At 31.6% G+C, this 18881-nt stretch carries 18 protein-coding genes and 1 pseudogene; 1 reads left to right on the top strand and 18 read right to left on the bottom strand.

The features are described from left to right. Positions 1-158: 158 nt before the first annotated feature. The 7 genes from L6653_RS01305 to L6653_RS01275 all read right to left on the bottom strand — a co-directional run bounded on the left by L6653_RS01305 (position 159) and on the right by L6653_RS01275 (position 7312). Positions 159-533, bottom strand: a complete 375-nt coding sequence (locus L6653_RS01305; RefSeq protein ID WP_002416385.1) for a hypothetical protein — start codon at positions 531-533, stop codon at positions 159-161. Positions 534-619: 86 nt separating this feature from the next. Then, complete coding sequence (locus L6653_RS01300) at positions 620-1036, bottom strand: sigma-70 RNA polymerase sigma factor region 4 domain-containing protein (RefSeq protein ID WP_002416386.1); 417 nt, start codon at positions 1034-1036, stop codon at positions 620-622. Between the two features lie 286 nt (positions 1037-1322). Further along, positions 1323-1556, bottom strand: a complete 234-nt coding sequence (locus L6653_RS01295) for a hypothetical protein (RefSeq protein WP_002416388.1) — start codon at positions 1554-1556, stop codon at positions 1323-1325. Positions 1557-1568: 12 nt separating this feature from the next. Next, positions 1569-3590: a ferrous iron transport protein B gene (gene feoB / locus L6653_RS01290; protein WP_034432640.1), complete on the bottom strand. Its 2022-nt coding sequence runs from the start codon at positions 3588-3590 to the stop codon at positions 1569-1571. Positions 3591-3593: 3 nt separating this feature from the next. Then, positions 3594-3818, bottom strand: a complete 225-nt coding sequence (locus L6653_RS01285; RefSeq protein ID WP_002416391.1) for a FeoA family protein — start codon at positions 3816-3818, stop codon at positions 3594-3596. Beyond that, on the bottom strand, positions 3805-5553 hold the full coding sequence (locus L6653_RS01280) for an ABC transporter ATP-binding protein (protein ID WP_236785117.1): 1749 nt from the start codon (positions 5551-5553) through the stop codon (positions 3805-3807). The genes L6653_RS01285 and L6653_RS01280 overlap by 14 nt, the downstream gene beginning before the upstream one ends. Beyond that, positions 5546-7312, bottom strand: a complete 1767-nt coding sequence (locus L6653_RS01275) for an ABC transporter ATP-binding protein (protein WP_236785116.1) — start codon at positions 7310-7312, stop codon at positions 5546-5548. Before L6653_RS01275 ends, L6653_RS01280 begins: the two co-directional genes overlap by 8 nt. A 216-nt stretch (positions 7313-7528) precedes the next feature. On the opposite strand from L6653_RS01275, the gene L6653_RS01270 reads away from it, so the two are divergent. Next, positions 7529-8500, top strand: coding sequence for a helix-turn-helix transcriptional regulator (locus L6653_RS01270; protein WP_034432632.1), 972 nt, complete (start codon positions 7529-7531; stop codon positions 8498-8500). A gap of 48 nt (positions 8501-8548) precedes the next feature. On the opposite strand, the gene L6653_RS01265 is transcribed toward L6653_RS01270, so the two are convergent. The 11 genes and pseudogenes from L6653_RS01265 to L6653_RS01215 all read right to left on the bottom strand — a co-directional run bounded on the left by L6653_RS01265 (position 8549) and on the right by L6653_RS01215 (position 18857). Beyond that, the gene (locus L6653_RS01265; protein ID WP_236785115.1) at positions 8549-10402 is read right to left on the bottom strand and encodes a recombinase family protein; all 1854 of its coding nucleotides are present in this window, start codon (positions 10400-10402) and stop codon (positions 8549-8551) included. 96 nt (positions 10403-10498) lie between these two features. Further along, positions 10499-11494: pseudogene (locus tag L6653_RS01260) on the bottom strand (type IV secretory system conjugative DNA transfer family protein); the annotation flags it as partial. Further along, positions 11487-12221 (bottom strand): phage antirepressor KilAC domain-containing protein, encoded by a 735-nt coding sequence (locus L6653_RS01255; RefSeq protein ID WP_236785111.1) that lies wholly within the window; start codon positions 12219-12221, stop codon positions 11487-11489. The pseudogene L6653_RS01260 and the gene L6653_RS01255, both read right to left, overlap by 8 nt. Then, the gene (locus L6653_RS01250; protein WP_000606600.1) at positions 12218-12703 is read right to left on the bottom strand and encodes a PcfB family protein; all 486 of its coding nucleotides are present in this window, start codon (positions 12701-12703) and stop codon (positions 12218-12220) included. Before L6653_RS01250 ends, L6653_RS01255 begins: the two co-directional genes overlap by 4 nt. Further along, positions 12696-13523: an ATP-binding protein gene (locus L6653_RS01245; RefSeq protein ID WP_236785109.1), complete on the bottom strand. Its 828-nt coding sequence runs from the start codon at positions 13521-13523 to the stop codon at positions 12696-12698. The genes L6653_RS01250 and L6653_RS01245 overlap by 8 nt, the downstream gene beginning before the upstream one ends. After that, positions 13520-14293 carry a replication initiator protein A gene (locus L6653_RS01240; protein WP_236785107.1) on the bottom strand — a complete coding sequence of 258 codons (774 nt, stop codon included), beginning with the start codon at positions 14291-14293 and terminating at the stop codon, positions 13520-13522. Before L6653_RS01240 ends, L6653_RS01245 begins: the two co-directional genes overlap by 4 nt. A gap of 84 nt (positions 14294-14377) precedes the next feature. Next, positions 14378-14659 carry a CD1845 family protein gene (locus L6653_RS01235; RefSeq protein ID WP_236785105.1) on the bottom strand — a complete coding sequence of 94 codons (282 nt, stop codon included), beginning with the start codon at positions 14657-14659 and terminating at the stop codon, positions 14378-14380. 63 nt (positions 14660-14722) lie between these two features. Continuing rightward, complete coding sequence (gene lysS / locus L6653_RS01230) at positions 14723-16636, bottom strand: lysine--tRNA ligase (RefSeq protein WP_236785102.1); 1914 nt, start codon at positions 16634-16636, stop codon at positions 14723-14725. 8 nt (positions 16637-16644) lie between these two features. Beyond that, the gene (greA, locus tag L6653_RS01225) at positions 16645-17118 is read right to left on the bottom strand and encodes a transcription elongation factor GreA (protein WP_236785101.1); all 474 of its coding nucleotides are present in this window, start codon (positions 17116-17118) and stop codon (positions 16645-16647) included. A 4-nt stretch (positions 17119-17122) separates the two neighbouring features. Then, on the bottom strand, positions 17123-18088 hold the full coding sequence (gene dusB, locus L6653_RS01220; RefSeq protein WP_236785099.1) for a tRNA dihydrouridine synthase DusB: 966 nt from the start codon (positions 18086-18088) through the stop codon (positions 17123-17125). Beyond that, positions 18066-18857, bottom strand: coding sequence for a type III pantothenate kinase (locus tag L6653_RS01215; protein WP_236785098.1), 792 nt, complete (start codon positions 18855-18857; stop codon positions 18066-18068). Before L6653_RS01215 ends, dusB begins: the two co-directional genes overlap by 23 nt. Positions 18858-18881 lie beyond the last annotated feature (24 nt).

The raw sequence follows: 18881 nt of genomic DNA, 5'->3' as shown, positions 1-18881 counted from the left end.
GAAAACGCTAAAGCATTTTTATTTGTTCAAGGGGGCTACTCCCCCTTAGACCCCTGTGAACTTTGTTTTTTGTAGATTTTTCAAATCCACAAAAAAGCAAAGTGTTAAAATGTTCTCACTTTGCTCCATCTCAGTTTCTAATACATTTTCTGTTTTCCTTATTCTTCCTCTGTCAGTTCTTCAAAATCATCATTTGCATTTTCCTCTTTAAGATTTGGATTTTCTTCTAAAGAGATTTCTTTTTCTTTTAAATGAATTTCTGTAAGTTCTTTTAGCTTTTCTCTATTTCGATTATCGGAAAGTACATAATCTAAAAAGGCATAGATTAAATCATTGTCGGTACTTTCTTCTGCTCCGGTTATCTGTTTTTCAAATTTCTCAAACACGCCTCCTTTTTCTACTTTTCGTTTCGTGTCCGCCTTTCTTTTTAGCTGTGATTTCTTTTGTCTTAGTTGCTTAATTTTGTTTTCTACCTGTTCTTTTTTCTTAGTTTCTTTTTCCAACTGGCTCATTACATTTTCTAACTCTTTCATTTTTCATTCCTCCATTTCAATATTGTTGTGTTCCAAACAAAGAAAGGCTAAGCACCTTTCTTTGATACTTAACCTTTCATCATTTTTTAGATTTTATCTTCTAAAATCTTTCTTAGTTTTTCTAAAATTTGATCCCTCCTTTGTCCGATTGCCTGATGTGTAACTTTCTCTTTTCTGCTGATTGACCTAAGACTTTCTTCTCTGTAGAAGATGGCTTCCATTAACTCTCTTTCTTCTTTTGTCAGTGTAGCTAATGCCTTATGCAGTTCTTCAATTTGCATTTTGACTTCTACAATTTTTTCTAAGTCTATTTTTTCATCTATGATGTTATCTACAAAGTGTCCATCATGATCTAATGATGAAAATGGAATAACTCCATACTTGCAATCCTTTTTCTGAAGATATTTTTCATGCTCTGTTATCTTCCAATAGGCTTTGTAGACTTCTTCACTTATGGGTATAGCTTCCCCTTTGACATAAAGGTAATATTCCTTATTAGGCATTGTGTTATCCTCCTTTTTAAGTTCTCTGTTTTGCTTTTTGAGAATAAAAAAGGAGGACTTCTACACTTTGACGTAAAAAGTCCTCTCGGCTTAAAAACTAATATTTTATATGATTTTCTATTTTGTTGTTTCTGGTAAAGTGTTATTGCTACGTGTAAGCAATTCCAAGCATAAAAAATGATAAATATATCTTATGTGAATAACAAAATTTAGTGTTTTCATTATTTATCCCTCCATTGCTTAGCTACATTTTAACCTCCATTCTTTGATTCTGTACTTAACCAAATTACTCTTTTACAATCCAAATATCATCTTGATTAACAACACAATTCGAGCATCCCGAACATTGACTTTGGCATTTACTTGTTGCAGACCTTTTAGTTTTTACCAAATATCCATTATTTTCGAGATATTCAATTTTCATTTTTACACTATCTAAATCCTCACCTGTCAGTTCAGCAAGTTCTTGCAAAGTGCAAGTCTTTTTCTTTTTCAATACTTCTAATAGTTGTATAAGCATACTTATCACACCTTAAAAAATCAGTTGTCCAATATGATATGCAACACAAGATATAATTAGAGCCGATAATATATAATACAGTGCTATTTTTATCGTCCATTTTTTTGAATGTGTTTCTTGTGCGGTAGCTGCAAGAGCCATCAAACAAGGCATATTGAAGAAAAAGGCAAAAGTAAATGCTAAGGCTTCCGGCTTTGAAATCATTGTCAACATATTATTGCTTAGAATAGCGGTATCTACTGTCCCTTTAACCTCAACTGCATGCCATATTCCTGAAGAAGTAAATAATGATGCCATTACTCCTAATGCCGATTCTTTTCCCATTGCAGAAGCAACAAAAGCCATAAATAATTGCCATGGTAACCCAAACAATTTTGTTACAGGCTCTATAAATGTTCCTACTTTATAAATAAGGCTGTTAGCTATATTTCCATCAGGCGTATAGGCAAGAATCCAAAATATAACAGAAATAAGGATAATGATACTCAATGCCCTTTTCAGTACATTTCCCATCCTATTCATTACAGAAGAAAGTAAATTTTTCCAATGTGGCTTGTGATATGGTGGAAGTTCCATAATCATTCCAAAATGTTCACTTCCCTCATAAAGCGATTTTCTGAAAATCCTATATGTGATTAGTAAATGTAGAAAAGCAACTGCAAATAGGCTTAATATCACAAATACTGCCTGTTTTCCGAAGAATGTTCCTGTAACAAGCCCGACTACTCCCCATGTTGACCCGCAAGGGACTACCCAAGATAATGCAATCGTCATAACCCTCTGTCCCCATGAATCAATTACTCTCGTTCCTGTGATTCCACCTATATTACAGCCGAAACTTAACAAGAACGGCATAATTGCTTTTCCTTGCAATCCTAATTTCGACATAGTGTTGTCAAAGACATAGGAAACTCTTGCCATATATCCTACATCTTCCAAGAATCCAAATACTAAGCTAATTCCCAATACATAACTTGCCATTTGCAATGCAAAAGTAATTGCAGTCATTACGGCTCCACACAAAAGTGAAATCAGCCAATTTGATACTCCAATGGCGACAAGCCCCTTTGCCAACAATGTTGATATTTTAGGTATAACAAACCCAAATAACCCCATTAGCGGAAATCCGATGAGCATAGAAGCAACTAATCCTAAAATGATAACTCCGATAGCCATAGGTTTTCCGAAAGCTTTACTTGTGGCTATACGATCAAATTTGCTTCTCTTAAATACTCTCTTTTTCTGAATAACATTTGCATTGATAAGTTTATCTATCCATTCAAATTTACAATTACCGGTTATTAAATTGCCATTTTTTATGCTTTTTAATACGTTCTCTATTTCTTCAAATTCGACTTTTTCAACATTATCTTTTACTAACGCAATTACTTTTGCATCCTGATCTAATAATTTTCCGATAATCCACGACTTTGAAAATACACCTATACCTTTATCAGGGATATGTTTTTTTAATAGCTTATAGTTATCTCCAACAATATTTTCATATGCCCTTTCTAAATTTTCGTCAGATAAAATTTTTCCTCTATCTGAATGCTCCAGAAAAGCATAAAACTCTTTGTATTCCTTTTTATCTGCCGCAACGATAGGAATGACAGGTATATTCAAGGATTTTTGTAACCCCTTTATATTTATATTTTTCCCTTGACTTGTAGCAACATCCATCATGTTCATGATTAAGACAACCGGAATATTTATTCCAATGTAGTCAGAGAGCATAAATAGACTTCGATTTAATTGTGAAGCATCTGCCATAATAGCAATTAGGTCTGCGTTCCCGGTTTCTATATATTCTCTTGTTATAACTTCTTCCTCTGAATTTGCTGATAATCCGTAAGTTCCTGGTAAATCCACAATCGTATAATTGGTATCTTTATACGAAAATTCGCCTTCTTTTTTCTCAACGGTTTTACCCGGCCAATTTCCAACATGTTGATTTGAGCCTGTCAACCCATTAAACAAAGTCGATTTTCCAGAATTAGGCTGCCCCAGCAAAGCAATCGTTATTTTCTTCATATCTCAAAGTACCTCCATCATTATTTTCTCTGCCTCTATCTTATTGACAGCTATCATCGTATCTCTACAATAAATGAGAATAGGTTGCTTTTTATAATTCTGGATAACTTCAACATCGCTTCCGACAGTTATTCCGATAGATATTATTCTGCTTTGAAAATGTGTATCACCAATAATTTCAACAACTTTACCTTTTGTCTTTTCTTTCAAAGTACTAAGCCTCTCCATAACTATTCTCCTTTATTATCCACTTTTTCGCTCTTTCCTGTGTATTTACCATTTCATAGTAATGTCCTTTTTTTCCATAGAGTTCATTATGATTTCCTTGTTCTTCAATTCTTCCGTTATTTATCAAAATAATTTGATTAGCGTTTTTAATGGTATTCAATCTGTGGGCAATAACAAAAACTGTCTTTCCTTGCATTAAATGCTCCAAAGCATTATTGATTTTAGATTCATTATCAGGATCAAGAGAAGCTGTAGATTCATCCAACAAAAGAATTGGTGCATCCTTCAGAATCGCTCTTGCAATAGCAATCCTTTGTCGTTCACCGCCGGATAATGTACTTCCTCCATCTTTTATTTCCGTTTCATATCCATCCTTCATTTTCAAAATAAATTCATGGCAACAAGCTAATTTTGCAGCTTGATAAACTTCTTCCTTTGTTGCATTAGGTTTTCCAACCCTGATATTGTTATAAACAGTATCGGTTAACAGTACATTATCTTGAAAAACCTGACTAACATATTTAAGCAACACATCAGGTTTTATGGATTTTATATTTTTTCCACCAATTATAATTTCTCCACTATTTACATCCCAAAATCTTGCAATCAAATTAGCGATTGTAGTTTTTCCTCCACCGGAAGGACCAATTAAAGCTGTAGAAGTTCCTTCTTTTGCTTCAAAAGAAATATTGTTCAGAATCGTCTTATTTCTATCATAAGAAAAATTTACATTCTTAAATTGAATATCAAAATTTTCTAATTCAACTTCATTTTCAGAATAAGGCAATGGCTTCGTTTCATAAGCTTTCTCAAGATTACTTGCAGCTAATTTCAAATCTTTCAATAGTCCATAGGAATGTTGAAAGGCAATAAGAAGTGCAGATAATGCTAAACTCATAAGCATAAAAGCCACAAACTGTTCAGTTCTAACACTACCATTTATAAGCAAATATCCTCCTATAAGAAGAACTATCGGAAGCAAAAAGTTAACTGTGATAAAGTACATACTTGTAGGTAACGCCATTTTCTTTTCTGCGTTTACGCTTGTCTTTCTAACATTTTCAAGTGTATTTATCATTCTTTCAAAATGTTCACTTGTCATATTAGCTGACTTAAACGCTTTCATACCTTGAATGTACTCTAAAATAATAGAAATCATCTTAGAATTTAAATTTCTTTTTCTTGCCCCGTATTTTTCTATCAATTTGTTGCCCCATATCAACATAGGATATGCGATAAGCAATACTAAACACTCTAATAATGGGAGCTTCCAATCGATAAAAAATGTGCCTAATAAAATCAATATTGCTGTAACTGCCGTTTTAATAACCGATGGTAAAGTGTGCGTTATGATCAGTTCAAAACTACTCAAATCCTTTGTAAGAGTTGATAATAGATAACCACTACTATTTTTTTGGAAATGACCAAGGCTCAAACTCCTATAATGATTTGCTAAATCCAAACGCATATCTCCACACATTTCAGCTCCTCTTGAAAAGCTCAAATAGTATGCATGCCTATAAATCAGTATCCTTGCAATCATACTGATGAAACATATTACCGTATATTCTATGATTAAGGTTTTAGTTAATGTATTTTGCAATATATTAACAACGGTAAAATAGAGCATTAAATACAAAACAATGCTTCCTATCGAATCAATAACCATTAGAAAAATCGGTAAATACAATTTTTCTTTTTTATCTTTCAGAAGTGTTCTAATAATCTTAAGCATTTGCACTTACCCCCTCTCCAAAGTAATCTTTTGTGTATGTGTTCCACATACTTTCATAGACCCCTTTTCTTTCTAAAAGAGTTTTATGTGTTCCAACCTCTACGACTTCCCCTTCATCAAATACAACAATTTGATCTGCATTCTTAATAGTATGCAAACGATGAGCAATCATAATGATTGTTTTATTTTTCAACAAGTTTTGAAGTGCTAACTGTATCTGGTACTCATTTTCTATATCTGAATAGGAAGTTGCTTCATCAAAAATAATAATTGGAGAATCTTTGAGTATTGCCCTAGCGATTGAGATTCTTTGTTGCTGTCCACCTGACAATTTCACCCCTTGATCCCCGATTCTTGTCTGATATCCATTCGGTAAACTCATAATAAAGTCATGAATTTGTGCTGCTTTTGCAGCCTCAATAATCTTATTTTCATCTGCATCTGTTCCCATACGAATATTCTCATAGAGAGTGTCCTCCAAAAGAAATACATCTTGAAAAACAAATGATGTAATGTCCATCAAATTATCTATTTTTAATTCATTGATCGGTATGTCGTTAATTTTAATTGCTCCACTTGTTACATCCCAGTACCTCCCAATCAATTGTGCAGCAGTTGTCTTGCCTGCACCGGAAGGTCCCACAAAAGCATTTATTGTATTCGGTTTTAAGGATAAATTTATATGTTGTAATGCTTTATTTTTTGTTTCTTCATCGTCATAACTGAAAGTAACGTCTTTAAAATCTATTTTCATACACTCATTCTTGTTTATGATTTTTGTTCCGTCTTTCAATTCATCCATATCCATTATTTTTTTTATGTTATCCAATCCGCTTCCAAGCTCCATAGATTGCATAAAGATTGTTACCATATTTAAGAACGAAACAAAAAAGCACATTGTAAGCATAATAAATAGCAAATAGGATGTTGCTGATAAAGAATTTCTCAAAAAGAAATATCCTCCGAACGGCAATGTAAATAAGATTGCTGAATCCAAAACCACTAAGGTTATTGATAAAGGATAGCAAGAGCTCATACACATCTTTTTCCAACAAGTAATATACGCATTCAATGAGCTTCTATATTGTTCAAATTTTTCTGCTGTTAAATGATACATTTTTATTACAGGCATAGCCTTTATAAATTCGTTTGCCGAAGCATTTAAATCAGCAATATCTTCGGATAGCTCCGTTGACATATCCGGATAATTTTTCATTAGCATCATAGGAATTCCTAATCCCAAAATCATAGGAATAAGCATAACAAGTGCCATCATCCAATTTAATTTCAACATGAAAATGAACATAATAACCGGAACAACTGCTGCCTGAGCTAATTCCAAAGTGCTATGAGCCAAAAAATTTTCAACTCTATCTACATCATCAAACAACAATGTTTTAATTTCTCCGGGGGCATGCTCTTGAAAGAATCCCAAATTAAATTTTGAAATATGATTTACAACTTTCAGCTTAATTCTGTGTATTGTGTTAAAAGCTGCTGTATGAGATAAAATGCCCGCAAAGGACATTAGTATTGCTTGCAAAACAGCACTTATAATTCCTATACCTGCCCACATTAAAATTTCTGTATACGAAATATTCTTCTGGAATATCATTAGTAATATCTTATAAACTACAAAATAAGGAACTAATGATAAAGCCGCAGAAATGACAGATAAAAACATTCCTAAATGTAGCTTTTTTCTCTCATCTTTTGCTAATTGGAATACATAAGATATCCCTGTCTTCTTTTTTTCCATTAGTTATTCCATCTCCTTTCCTGACCGTTAGCTATATCTAACTAACTACATTTATTATAAAGCTAATTTTTTATAACTCAAAATCTAACTATGAATTTTGATATTCCTTATAATCCCTTTATTTGTAAGCTTTTCATCAGTATTTCTATTTACAATTTTATAAATTTGTGATATAATTAAATAAATTTGTGATATTAAAAGAGGTGAGCAGAATTGATGGATAGAACAGTTATTGATTATTTAACAAACTTAGTACATGACGCTCCTTTTATTCCTGTTCCAACTTTATCAACTGAAAACAAACAAATCTTTCAAATAGATCCCCATTTTGGCAAAGGTACTTTTCGCATACTAAAATTTGACAGCCGTTTAATTCTAATTTTAATTGCTAACTTTACTCCAAATGAAACAATGGAGAAAATAACCGAAGTATCTGAAAAGTATTTAGAGATTAGCCAATTTGAAACAGAAAGCAGTTCATTTAAAGTCGGTGGCAGAAAGTTAAATAATGTAGAAAAAGGTATATATTGTTACTTAAATACAGAAAAGAAAACTTATACCTATTGTGAGGCAAATAAGCCTGTAAAGTTTACGAAAATAATCCTAACCAAAGAATACTTTGATACTTTCTTAAAATTAAAATATGATGATTTTGAATATGAAAAAGCAAAGATTCTTAATTCTTATTTGTTAAAAACTCAAAATTCTCCGCAGTTGAATTTTATATTTCAACAGATAAGAGAATCCCAAGCTGAAGGAAAGATTTTGCCTTTATATTTGGAAAGCAAAGTTATGGAACTATTATCTATCATAATTACAGAGTTAGAAGAAAAGGAAAAAAATATATCCGTTGTCTTAACTAAAAAAGATAAGCAAAATCTGAAAAGGGCTGTATCGGCTATGAAAAAAGATTTATCGGTTCATATTGACGGACTTGAACTCTCTAAAATTGCTTTAATGAGTCCTGCACGATTTCAATTAGCTTTTCGCAAATACTACGGTGTTCCTCCCTACGAGTACTTAAAAGAATTAAGGCTTAATAAGGCATTATTATTGCTGAAAAATCCTGAGTATAAAATATCTACGATAGCAGAAAAAGTTGGCTATACACACACAGGACATTTTGCTAAAATATTCAAATCAACTTATGGTATCACACCAAGTAAATATAGAAGTATGCTTAACTAAAGAAATTTATCCCAATATTATAAAACATAAATTTAGAGCGTGTAATTTTTACACGCTCTCTTTAAATGATTCCTTGTTTTTATAATCCTTCATCAGTATACCTGCCCTTTTCAAAACCTTTAACTTCTCCTGTTTTTTCTGTTCTCTCCTTTCCTTATACCTTTCCTCATACTCCTGTTGTTTTCCATTTGCTTTACGCTTTAGATAATTTTGATGAAGTCTGTCTCTTCTCTCATTAATTTTTCGTTCTTCTTCCTCAAGTTTTGATCGTTCTTCTTCGCTTAACTCTTCTTTTGGCACTTCATAATTTCCTATGAAGTTAAAATATATTTCTATCTTTTGCTTTGATGTTTGACTGCCTTTCCTATCTCTTTCATGAATGATTATCTTCTTTACAAACTCATTTATCATTGTGTTTGTGAGATTATCAAAGTTTTCATAACGACTAATAAGGGATATGAATTTTCTTGCCTTATCTGTTTCCATTTCATATCTTGATATTACAAGCTCTAAGTCTTTAATCTCTTTACTTAACGTGAGTTGCTCAGTTTCATATTGGTTATTTAAAATTTCATAGCGATTATTCGGTATCTTATTTAAAATCATATCTTCATAAATTCTGCACATCAATCGTTCCAGCTCTTGAAGCCTGTTTTGGCTTTCTGTTAATCTTATCTTTTTCTTTTCTATATGTGCCTTTTCCTTTTCTTCCATTTCATTTTGAATGGAATGAATAAATGCTTCATTATCTTCACCAAGATAATTTTTTATATCTTTTAATGTTTCTTGGATAAGGTTTATGACTACTTCTGCTTTTATCCTATGAGCTGATGGACATAGCGTTCCGCAAGGTACTTTCTTATAATTACTGCAAACATAATAAGGAATATTCTTATAGTTATTTGTCCTATGAACATACATCTTGCTTCCACAATCTGCACAATACATTAGTCCTGTTAGTGGGTGATATTCGCCCCAACCATCAGGATACCTTTTTACATTTCCTCTTATCCTTTGCACATTATCAAAGGTTTCTTGGTCTATGATTGCTTCGTGAGTATTTTCAAAGATGAGCCATTTTTCTTCGGATACATATTTACTTTTCTTATCCTTGAAATGCTTTCTTGTTTTAAAGTTAACTGTATGCCCTAAGTATTCTTTTTTCTTTAAGATACTGGCAATTGTTGAACTACACCAACGATAAGGATATTCAAAGTTTTTGCTTTGATGTAATCCATATCCCATTTTTTGCTGATGATAAGCGGGTATATCTATCTTGTCCGCTTCCAGTATCTTTGCTATTTTGTATGGTCCTGCTCCGTCCATTGTAAGATTAAATATTCGTCTTACTATCTCGGCTGCCTTTTCATCTACAATCCACTTATCTTTGTCTTTTTCATCTTTGATGTAGCCATAAGGTGGAGTGCTTGCCGTATGCTTTCCGCTTTCTCCTTTTGATCTAAATGTAGATTGTATTTTTCTTGAAGTATCTCTTGCATACCATTCATTCATAATATTTCTAAAAGGGGTAAAATCATCTTCTCTGTAAAAGCTGTCTACATTGTCATTGATAGCAATCAGTCTTACGCCCTTTTGTCTTAATATCTCCATACATTGACCAACTTTGAGATAATCTCTGCCGAGTCTACTCATATCCTTTACGATGATACAACCGATATTTCCAGTATTTACTCCATTCATCATTTCCATAAAGCCAGGTCTATCAAACTGTGTCTCGCTTATTCCGTCATCTGTAAAATGGACGATGTTGGTTAAATTATTCTTACTTGCATATTCTTCAAGGATTTTCTTTTGATTAACGATTGAGTTACTTTCTCCTTCAAGTTCATCATCTCGACTTAATCTCTCATAGAGTGCTGTTATCTTTTCAAAATTCCTCACTTTTTCCTCCTTCCTCTTAATTTCTTAAATAAAAAAGAATTAAGAAGTACATATTTCACTAAAACAGTGATTAAGTGTTCTCCTTAATTCTATTACTCCTGCTGCCAGTTTATATTTTTTATATTGCTTAACCGCAAAATGAGTAGGGTCTTTCTTTTCAAGTGCTTCAAAAAGCCTATCAATTGGATTCATATAGGTTTCGTCATCTTCTCTAACCTCACTAGCGTCAATCATATCTAAAAGCGTCTTAAAGTTCTTTTCTTCTTCAGGTGCTTCATAATAAATATAACCGATGAGGGCAGTGTAATATAGCTTTTCAGCCTTAACCCAGAAATCTTCTCCTGCCTTTTCTCCGTCTCCCTTGGTGTTGGCTATAATTGTTTGGACTAGCTTTAAAATATCTTTTTCACTTCTCAAATATGCAAAGGGATTGTATTTCATAGATTTTTTAAAGTTTATTGTGTTTAAAATCTTTATGTCATATCCATTTTCATAAAGCATTTTTCCACACTCTAACACAAGTGTGCCTTTAGGGTCTGTTACTACATAGGAAGAGTGCATTTGCATTAGATTTGGCTTTACATAAAATCTTGTCTTACCTGATCCAGAACCACCAATCACTAACACATTTTTATTTCTAGCGTATTTAGGGTTTTTAGGTCTTGAATTCATTGTTAGTCTTTCAGTATTAGTTATTAGTACATTGTTTTCAAACTTAGGGTCAATGTATGGAGCAATATCCTTGCTTTCTCCCCATCTTGCAGATCCATATTCCTTACCTTGCCTGTATTTCTTTTTATTTTTACCTTTAATATAAACAATTAGCTTAACAAGAGCAGCAACTGAAACACCTACTAACAAGTCCCTTGGATTAAGGCTTGGTATATAGGATAAAGTTCCTATATCAGAAATTCCCACCATTATCCTATCAATAATATCTCCTCCAACATAAGAATTTATGTGCTTAGAAAAGATATTTCCAATGTAGAAAAAGGATAGGTAAGGAATGTTTGCTAATATAAATTTCTTTGGGTTGTCTATTTTAATTAAGTTTTTAATATCAGAAAGAATGGCTTCTAATACCTTATTCATCGTAGAAACCTTCACTATCTAATAAAATTAGTAGGTAGTGTCTTCCTTTTGGTGTTATAAATGTTTGTATTCCTACAAGTGTACCTAGTGGATCAACCCATTCCTTTACTTCAAAATATCCCTTGTTCTTATCTGCATAAGGTAATAGCTTCTTTTTCTTATCTCTATAAATTAATCCCTTATCCATTAGAAAACTTATAAATTGATTTTGTGGTATTCCTAGCTCTTTAGCAGTATTTCTAAAGTTTGTAAGTAGGTTATAATCTACTAATTTGTCATAGTAATCTGCCTTTGGTCTTAATTCTTCAATTTCTTCTTCTCTTTCGGCAATAATTCTATTGGCTACTAGAATTGCATCTGCAAGTAACTCTTCATTCGTTTTCTTTTCTTGCCCTACTATATATCCTCCATTTTTTCTAATACTTGGTAAGACTTCTCTAGTTACCCAAGCTTTGAATATTTTTGCTTGTGGTAGTTTTGATGAGAGGATAAGTGAATACAATCCTGATTCGTTAATTATTGAAATATTCTGTATTCCTCCAGGGGTGTTCCATTTCGTTACACCCTTATCTTCTTCATCTACATGGTCACAAATAGCTTTTCTTGGATTGACATATCCTAACATAGTTGCTACTTCATTTGCTATAAAGAAAAACTCACCATCTTTTTCAATAACAGTGAGTTTCCCAAAATTCTTATTTTCAAATGTTTTTAGATTACTTATCATAAGCTTTGCTCCTTATGTTTATTTTTAACTTTATCTTTACTAATGGTGTCCTTAGCCATATCTTTAAACTTATTTATAGTCTTCGTTATTGAATCTTTTCTATCGGCTTTTCTTTCGGAAGCCTTAACTGCTTTTTTAAAGGCGTGTTCCATTACCTTTATATCCTTAGATTGAAAAAACACAGAGTGGTTACCAGTTTCCTTATCTTTCATAACAGAAAACTTCACTCCGTGTTTATTTAAAATTTTCTTTAGTTCTTTTAACTCAGGATCTTTTAGATTAATTTCTTCTAACTGTCCCTTTTTAACCATATCTTTTAGTTTTACTTCTTCTCCATTATTTTTTATTACATTTTTTAAGCCTCCTTGTTCTTCTATTTGCTTGTGTACTTTCTTTAAGGCATCAAGAATTGCTTTACTTGTTGCTTTTGCAAGCCTTACTTCAAGATTAAGACTTGACCTAGATACTTCTTCATTAATCATCTATTCCACCTCCATATAAAAGTAACTCTTTGTATTTTCTTAACTTCTCTTGATGGATTTTTCTTCTAAAATCTTCTCCCCTAACTTTAACTGGTATTGTCATTTCAAGTATTCTTGAATATATTCTCTGATACTCAAGTTCAATATTAGGATTTTGAATAATTTCCAATGATAAGTTTGTAGTGAAAATTGTCGGCCTGCCTTTTAAGTATCTTGAGTTTATAATGTTATATACTTGTTCTCTTGCGTAAGATGTGTCCCTTTCAATTCCAAGATCATCTAATATTAACAATGGAATATTTGATAGGTTATCTATAATTTCGTTTGAATCAACCTTAAATGCAGATTTTTGTATTTGGTTTATAACCTGAGATAAATTCATAATCTTAACTTTAACTTGCTTTCTTTCGATTAATTCATTTGCAATTGAACAAGCAAGGTAAGTCTTTCCACTACCAACATCTCCATAAAATAAAAGTCCAACATTGTCTTTCTTCATTTGTTCAAAACTTTTAGCGTAATTAAAGGCAACCTTGTAGGCTTGACCTTTTTCATTTAAGAATTTCTCAAAAGTATATTGGTGCTGGAGCGGCGATGAGAAGCAATCTCTTTTCAATGATGATATTCTCGTTAATATTTCTCTTTCTGCATTTTCCTTATCTCTTTTTATTTCACATTCACATTTAATTCTGGGAATAAACTTTGTAAAGCCAAGGTCAAGTAATTCTCCATCTACTCTTTTACCACATACCTTGCAATAGATATGTCCATTTCTTTCAATATCATTTTCTCTTAATACAAAATCTTTTAAGCTTATCATAAACTCTCTCCTATATCGTAATTCATTTTCCTTGTTGTATTATCATTAATGTTTTTTGCCTGATCATTAAGATACCAATTGATTATCGTTGCCTTGTGGTCTTGATATTCTCTGTTATTTGCTTTCATATATGACGAGAGCCTATCAATGTATTCATTAATTCTACTTCCTAACTCATTTGTTAAGTCCTTATATTCTTCATCAGTCAAAAATATATTTTTATATATTCCATAAGGTTTTTGCCCTTTACTAAAATCATTATTTCTTAACTCATTATTACTAATATTGTTATAGTTACCTTCCGATTTTCGAAAATCTTGACTTTCGATATTCGAATCTCTTGAATTTCGATTATCGAACTTCTGGAATTTTGTTTTTCGAACTTCTTGATTTTTTATTTCCACATTATTAAATATGCTCATAAAGTCTTTAACATAAATTCTGTTAGGCTTTCCCAATCCTTGTCTTTTCTTTTCAATCAGTCCTATTCCTGATTTAATATCAAGTTCAGCTATTAATTTATTCGCTTTTTCACTCGCACAATTAAATTGATCTTTTATGCTTTCAATTGTGTAATAAATAAAGACTTTTCCATCTTCATCTATCCAGCCATTTTTATATGAAAGACCCATTCGATTAAGCATATATGAATACAAAACTTTAGCTTCAATAGAAATGCTCTCAAAAATCTTATCTTCCATTAATACCATAGGTAACCTAATAAAGTTATACATCTCAGATTGCCTATTATAAAAATAATCAAAATTCATCCTTACCTCCTTTCTTTGAAATAAAAAAAAGACGACAGAATTATTACTTTCTATCGTCTACGATTGTCTAATATTTATTTTTCTTCAAATTGAGTTTATTGTATATTTTAATAATTCTAATAATCCAATAACATATATACTTAATTTAGGTAATCCAAATGGACTAAATAAAAATGCTAATATTAGTGCTTCAATTACAATTTGCTTATCTCCTTGAAATATGCTAGCTAATCCAATTATAAAAATTAAAGTAGAAACTACGCTTAACAACGCAGTACTCAAACTTAATATAAAAGTGAAAAAAGCTATGAGCAAACTCAACACTAATCTTATCGGTAATAAAATTATTCTAATTATCCATCTCATACATACCCCTAAAAATTAAACTGGGATTCGTAACAAACCCCAGTTTCATAATTAGCGTGTTCTTTAATATAATTTTGATCCTGCTGGAATATTATCATCCAACACTATTAAGTTAAGTTTTTCTTCTCCGTCGTACTCACAAATTGCAGATATAATCATACCTTCTGAGTCGATTCCCATCATCTTACGAGGAGGAAGATTACAAATCGCAAGTAGTGTCTTTCCAATTAAGCTCTCTGCGCTGTAATATTCCTTAATACCAGATAAAATAACTCTTTCTTTTTCAGAACCATCATCTAATGTAAATTTCAATAGTTTTTTTGACTTAGGAACTTCTTCGCAGTTTTTAACCTTTACAACTCTAAAATCAGATTTTGAGAAAGTTTCAAAGTCTACCATATCTTCAAATAATGGTTCAACTTTCACTTTTGAAAGGTCAATTTCTTCTGTCGTAAGTTTGTCGTAAGTTTCGTAAGTTTCTTTTGACAAACCCCCATTTTCTGCCTTTTCTAAGCCTATTGGCTTCATTGTTGGGAAAAGTAGTACGTCTCTAATTGAGCGTTGACCGGTTAGAATCATAATTAACCTATCGATTCCAATTCCAAGTCCGCCTGTTGGAGGCATTCCTACTTCTAGAGCATTTACGAAATCATAGTCCATCATATGAGCTTCGTCATCGCCTGCTTCTCTTTTCGCAACTTGATCTAAAAATCTTTGTTTTTGATCGACTGCATCATTTAATTCTGAGAAGGCATTGGCAATTTCTGCTCCATTTATAAAGGCTTCAAATCTATAAGTTAGGCTCGGATCGTCATTTTTTCTTTTTGCAAGTGGTGAAACTTCTACTGGATAATCGATTATAAATGTTGGTTGGATTAATTTATCTTCAACAAATTCATCGAAAAATTCTGCAATTATTTCGCCTCTTGTTGATTTTACTTCAACACCTTTTTCTTTTGCGATTTTTACTGCATCTTCGTATTCTGTAATTTCATTGAAATCTACTCCATAATGTTCTTTTATAGCATCAATCATAGAAATTCTCTTCCATGGAGCTTTAAGTTCAATTTCTTTTCCATCAAACTCAACTAGACTTGTACCTTTAACTTTATTTGCAACAGCTTCTACCATAGTTTCTGTAATTTCCATCATATCTTCGAAATCACCATAGGCTTGATATAATTCCATAGTCGTAAATTCTGGGTTATGAGTTGCATCCATGCCTTCATTTCTAAACATTCTGCCTATTTCATAAACCTTATCGAATCCACCTACTATTAATCTTTTTAAGTAAAGCTCTGATGCAATTCTCAAATACATTCCAATATCTAAACTATTGTGGTGGGTTATAAATGGTCTTGCGCTTGCTCCTCCTGCTATTGTATTTAAAATTGGTGTTTCTACTTCCAAAAATCCTCTGTTTTCTAAGAATTTTCTTATTTCAGAAATTATTTTACTTCTAAGTACAAAAACATCTTTTACTTCTGGATTTACAATTAAATCTACATATCTTTGTCTGTATCTTATGTCAGGATCTTTTAATCCGTGCCATTTTTCTGGTAAAATTTGTAAAGATTTTGTCAAAAGATCTGCATGTTCTGTTTCAATTGAAACTTCACCTTGGTTAGTTTTAAAAACTTTACCTTCAATTCCAATTATATCTCCAATATCATAGCCTTTTGTTTCTTTAAAATTATCACCCATGATATTTTTACGATTTACAACTTGGATTTGTCCAAGTGAATCTTGAACATCCATAAAACTCATGTTACCATGACCACGTCTTGCCATGATTCTTCCTGCAACTCTTACATTTTTTCCTTCAAATTCTTCAAAATTATCTTTAATTTCTGTTGATAGGGTTCTGTTTCTAAAATTAACAATTTTGTGAGGATTTTTTCCTTCAGCTTTTAATTTTTCTAATTTTTCCCTTCTAATTTGAAGCATTTCATTAAGGTCTTGATTTTTATTTGCCATATTTACTCCTATCTTATTTCTTTAATAGTATAGTAGCATTTTCCGTTTGGTGTTACAACTTCTACCTTGTCACCTTTTTTCTTTCCGATTAAAGCTTCACCTACTGGTGATTCGTTTGAAATAAATCCATCTAGAGGATTTGATTCTGCAGTTCCAACAATCTTGTATTCAAAGTCTTCATTAAATTCTTCATCATGAATCAAAACTTTGCTACCAACACTTACTTCATCTTTGTTTGTAGAATCTTCAAAAGTTTTGGCATGTCTTATCATATCTTCAACTTTTGCAATTCTTGATTCAACTTCACCTTGTTCGTTTTTTGCCTCATCATAATCAGCATTTTCTGAAAGGTCCCCAAAAGATCTTGCTTCTTTGATTTTTTCAGCAATTTCTGGTCTTCTTTTTGTTTTTAAATATTCAAGTTCATCTTGTAATTTTTGTAGGTATTCTTTTGATAGAATTACTTCTTTATTTTCTGTCATTTTATCATCCTTTCAGTGTGGACTTATATTTTTCTAGTTCATCCATCACTTCGTCAATTTTATTTATTTTATTTAACTTATCACGTATTTTACTGGAATTTTTTAGTCCTTTTATATACCATGATAAGTGCTTTCTCATTTGTGTAACTACTAATTTTTCTTCTTTATATTTTAATTCTATTTTATATTGGTCTATTAATTGGTCTATTATTTGTGTGGGGCTTGGTTTTTCATAGGATCCTGTTTTTATATAATCTTTTATTTCTTTAAATAAAAAAGGATTGCCCATAGCTCCCCTTGCAAGCATAACCCCATCTGCTTTTGTTTTATCAATAACTTCTATAAAATCTTCAACAGAGAAAATATCTCCATTTGCAATAACTGGAATAGAAAGATTTTCTTTTAATATTCTTATATGATCCCAATCAGCATTGCCTGAATACATTTGCTCTTTGGTTCTAGCGTGTAAAACCACATAATCAATTCCAGTATCTTGGGCAATTTTTCCTATATCTAGATAATTTATATGATTATTGTCAATGCCCAGTCTAAATTTTATATTGATTTTTTTATCGGTAGATTTTCTCAAAGTTTTACAAATTTCTTCAACTAATTTAGGTTTTGCCATAAGAGCACTGCCTTCACCGTTTTTTGTTATTTTTGCAACGGGACAGCCCATATTAAAGGAAATTTCTTTTGATTTTTCTATTGGGTTTATTTTATCTTTTACTACCTTTTCTATTATCTCAGGCTTTGAACCAAAAATTTGTATGTTACAATTTTTTTCATTATCTGAAATAAATAATAAATCATCAGTTTTTTTATTGTCATAAAAAAGGGCATTTACTGATACCATTTCTGTAAAAGTTTTATCTGCCCCATATTTTTCTGCAATTAATCTGAAACCAACATCACTGACCCCAGCCAAAGGAGCCAGCATTATTTCTTTATTTTTTAATTGTTCTCTCATAAATCAATCTTAAACCTTCAAGGGTTAGGTCGTTTTCAACTATTTCTATATATCTTGATTCTGATGCCAATAATTCTGAATATCCTCCAGTTGAAACTATTTTGATTTCATCTTTTGATATTTTTTCTTTTTTTATGATTTCTCTTATCAACTCTTCAATTATTCCATCAATTAAACCAATATATCCAAAAACCATACCTGCATTTATAGCTTCTGAAGTATTTTTTGCTATGGCTGAGCTTGGTTCGTGTAATTCAATTCTTGGAAGTTGGGCAGTCCTATTTATTAGGGCGTCAAGACTTGTTTTAAGTCCTGGTGCAATTGATCCTCCCAAAAATTGTCCGTTTTTATTTACAACATCAAAAGTTGATGCTGTCCCAAGATCTACTACTATAGTAGGTCCACCATACATTTCATAAGCTGCGACTGCATCTACAACCCTATCTGCACCAACTTCTCTTGGATTGTCATATTTTATATCAATTCCAGTTTTTGTACCGATTCCTACAATCATAGCTTCTCTGCCAAAAAATTTTCTATTTGCTGATTGCCAAGAATATAGGACGTCTGGTGCTACTGATGATATGATTGTATCTTCTATATTATCCTTATCAATTTTGTGGATTGCAAGAATATTGTATAAGATTTGAACAATTTCATCGCTTGTTACAATTTGATTTGTTGTAATTCTAAATTTTGTTTTTAATTTATTTTTATTGTAAACGCCAATTACTGTATTTGTATTGCCGACATCTACTACTAGTAGCATATTTTCTCCTAATTTTTTATTATC

It is taken from the genome of Anaerococcus ihuae, assembly GCF_928368155.1.
Classification (GTDB): Bacteria; Bacillota; Clostridia; order Tissierellales; family Peptoniphilaceae; genus Anaerococcus; species Anaerococcus ihuae.
This window is presented reverse-complemented; position numbering and strand designations above follow the sequence as displayed.

Excerpts from the sequence above, each read along its gene's own strand:
- lysS (WP_236785102.1), bottom strand. The coding sequence starts at position 16,636 with ATGGCAAATAAAAATCAAGACCTTAATGAAATGCTTCAAATTAGAAGG.
- L6653_RS01280 (WP_236785117.1), bottom strand. The coding sequence starts at position 5,553 with ATGCTTAAGATTATTAGAACACTTCTGAAAGATAAAAAAGAAAAATTG.
- greA (WP_236785101.1), bottom strand. The coding sequence starts at position 17,118 with ATGACAGAAAATAAAGAAGTAATTCTATCAAAAGAATACCTACAAAAA.
- L6653_RS01305 (WP_002416385.1), bottom strand. The coding sequence starts at position 533 with ATGAAAGAGTTAGAAAATGTAATGAGCCAGTTGGAAAAAGAAACTAAG.
- L6653_RS01295 (WP_002416388.1), bottom strand. The coding sequence starts at position 1,556 with ATGCTTATACAACTATTAGAAGTATTGAAAAAGAAAAAGACTTGCACT.
- L6653_RS01250 (WP_000606600.1), bottom strand. The coding sequence starts at position 12,703 with ATGATTAATGAAGAAGTATCTAGGTCAAGTCTTAATCTTGAAGTAAGG.
- L6653_RS01255 (WP_236785111.1), bottom strand. The coding sequence starts at position 12,221 with ATGATAAGTAATCTAAAAACATTTGAAAATAAGAATTTTGGGAAACTC.
- L6653_RS01300 (WP_002416386.1), bottom strand. The coding sequence starts at position 1,036 with ATGCCTAATAAGGAATATTACCTTTATGTCAAAGGGGAAGCTATACCC.
- L6653_RS01245 (WP_236785109.1), bottom strand. The coding sequence starts at position 13,523 with ATGATAAGCTTAAAAGATTTTGTATTAAGAGAAAATGATATTGAAAGA.
- L6653_RS01275 (WP_236785116.1), bottom strand. The coding sequence starts at position 7,312 with ATGGAAAAAAAGAAGACAGGGATATCTTATGTATTCCAATTAGCAAAA.
- L6653_RS01240 (WP_236785107.1), bottom strand. The coding sequence starts at position 14,293 with ATGAATTTTGATTATTTTTATAATAGGCAATCTGAGATGTATAACTTT.
- feoB (WP_034432640.1), bottom strand. The coding sequence starts at position 3,590 with ATGAAGAAAATAACGATTGCTTTGCTGGGGCAGCCTAATTCTGGAAAA.
- L6653_RS01270 (WP_034432632.1), top strand. The coding sequence starts at position 7,529 with ATGGATAGAACAGTTATTGATTATTTAACAAACTTAGTACATGACGCT.
- L6653_RS01215 (WP_236785098.1), bottom strand. The coding sequence starts at position 18,857 with ATGCTACTAGTAGTAGATGTCGGCAATACAAATACAGTAATTGGCGTT.
- L6653_RS01285 (WP_002416391.1), bottom strand. The coding sequence starts at position 3,818 with ATGGAGAGGCTTAGTACTTTGAAAGAAAAGACAAAAGGTAAAGTTGTT.
- dusB (WP_236785099.1), bottom strand. The coding sequence starts at position 18,088 with ATGAGAGAACAATTAAAAAATAAAGAAATAATGCTGGCTCCTTTGGCT.
- L6653_RS01235 (WP_236785105.1), bottom strand. The coding sequence starts at position 14,659 with ATGAGATGGATAATTAGAATAATTTTATTACCGATAAGATTAGTGTTG.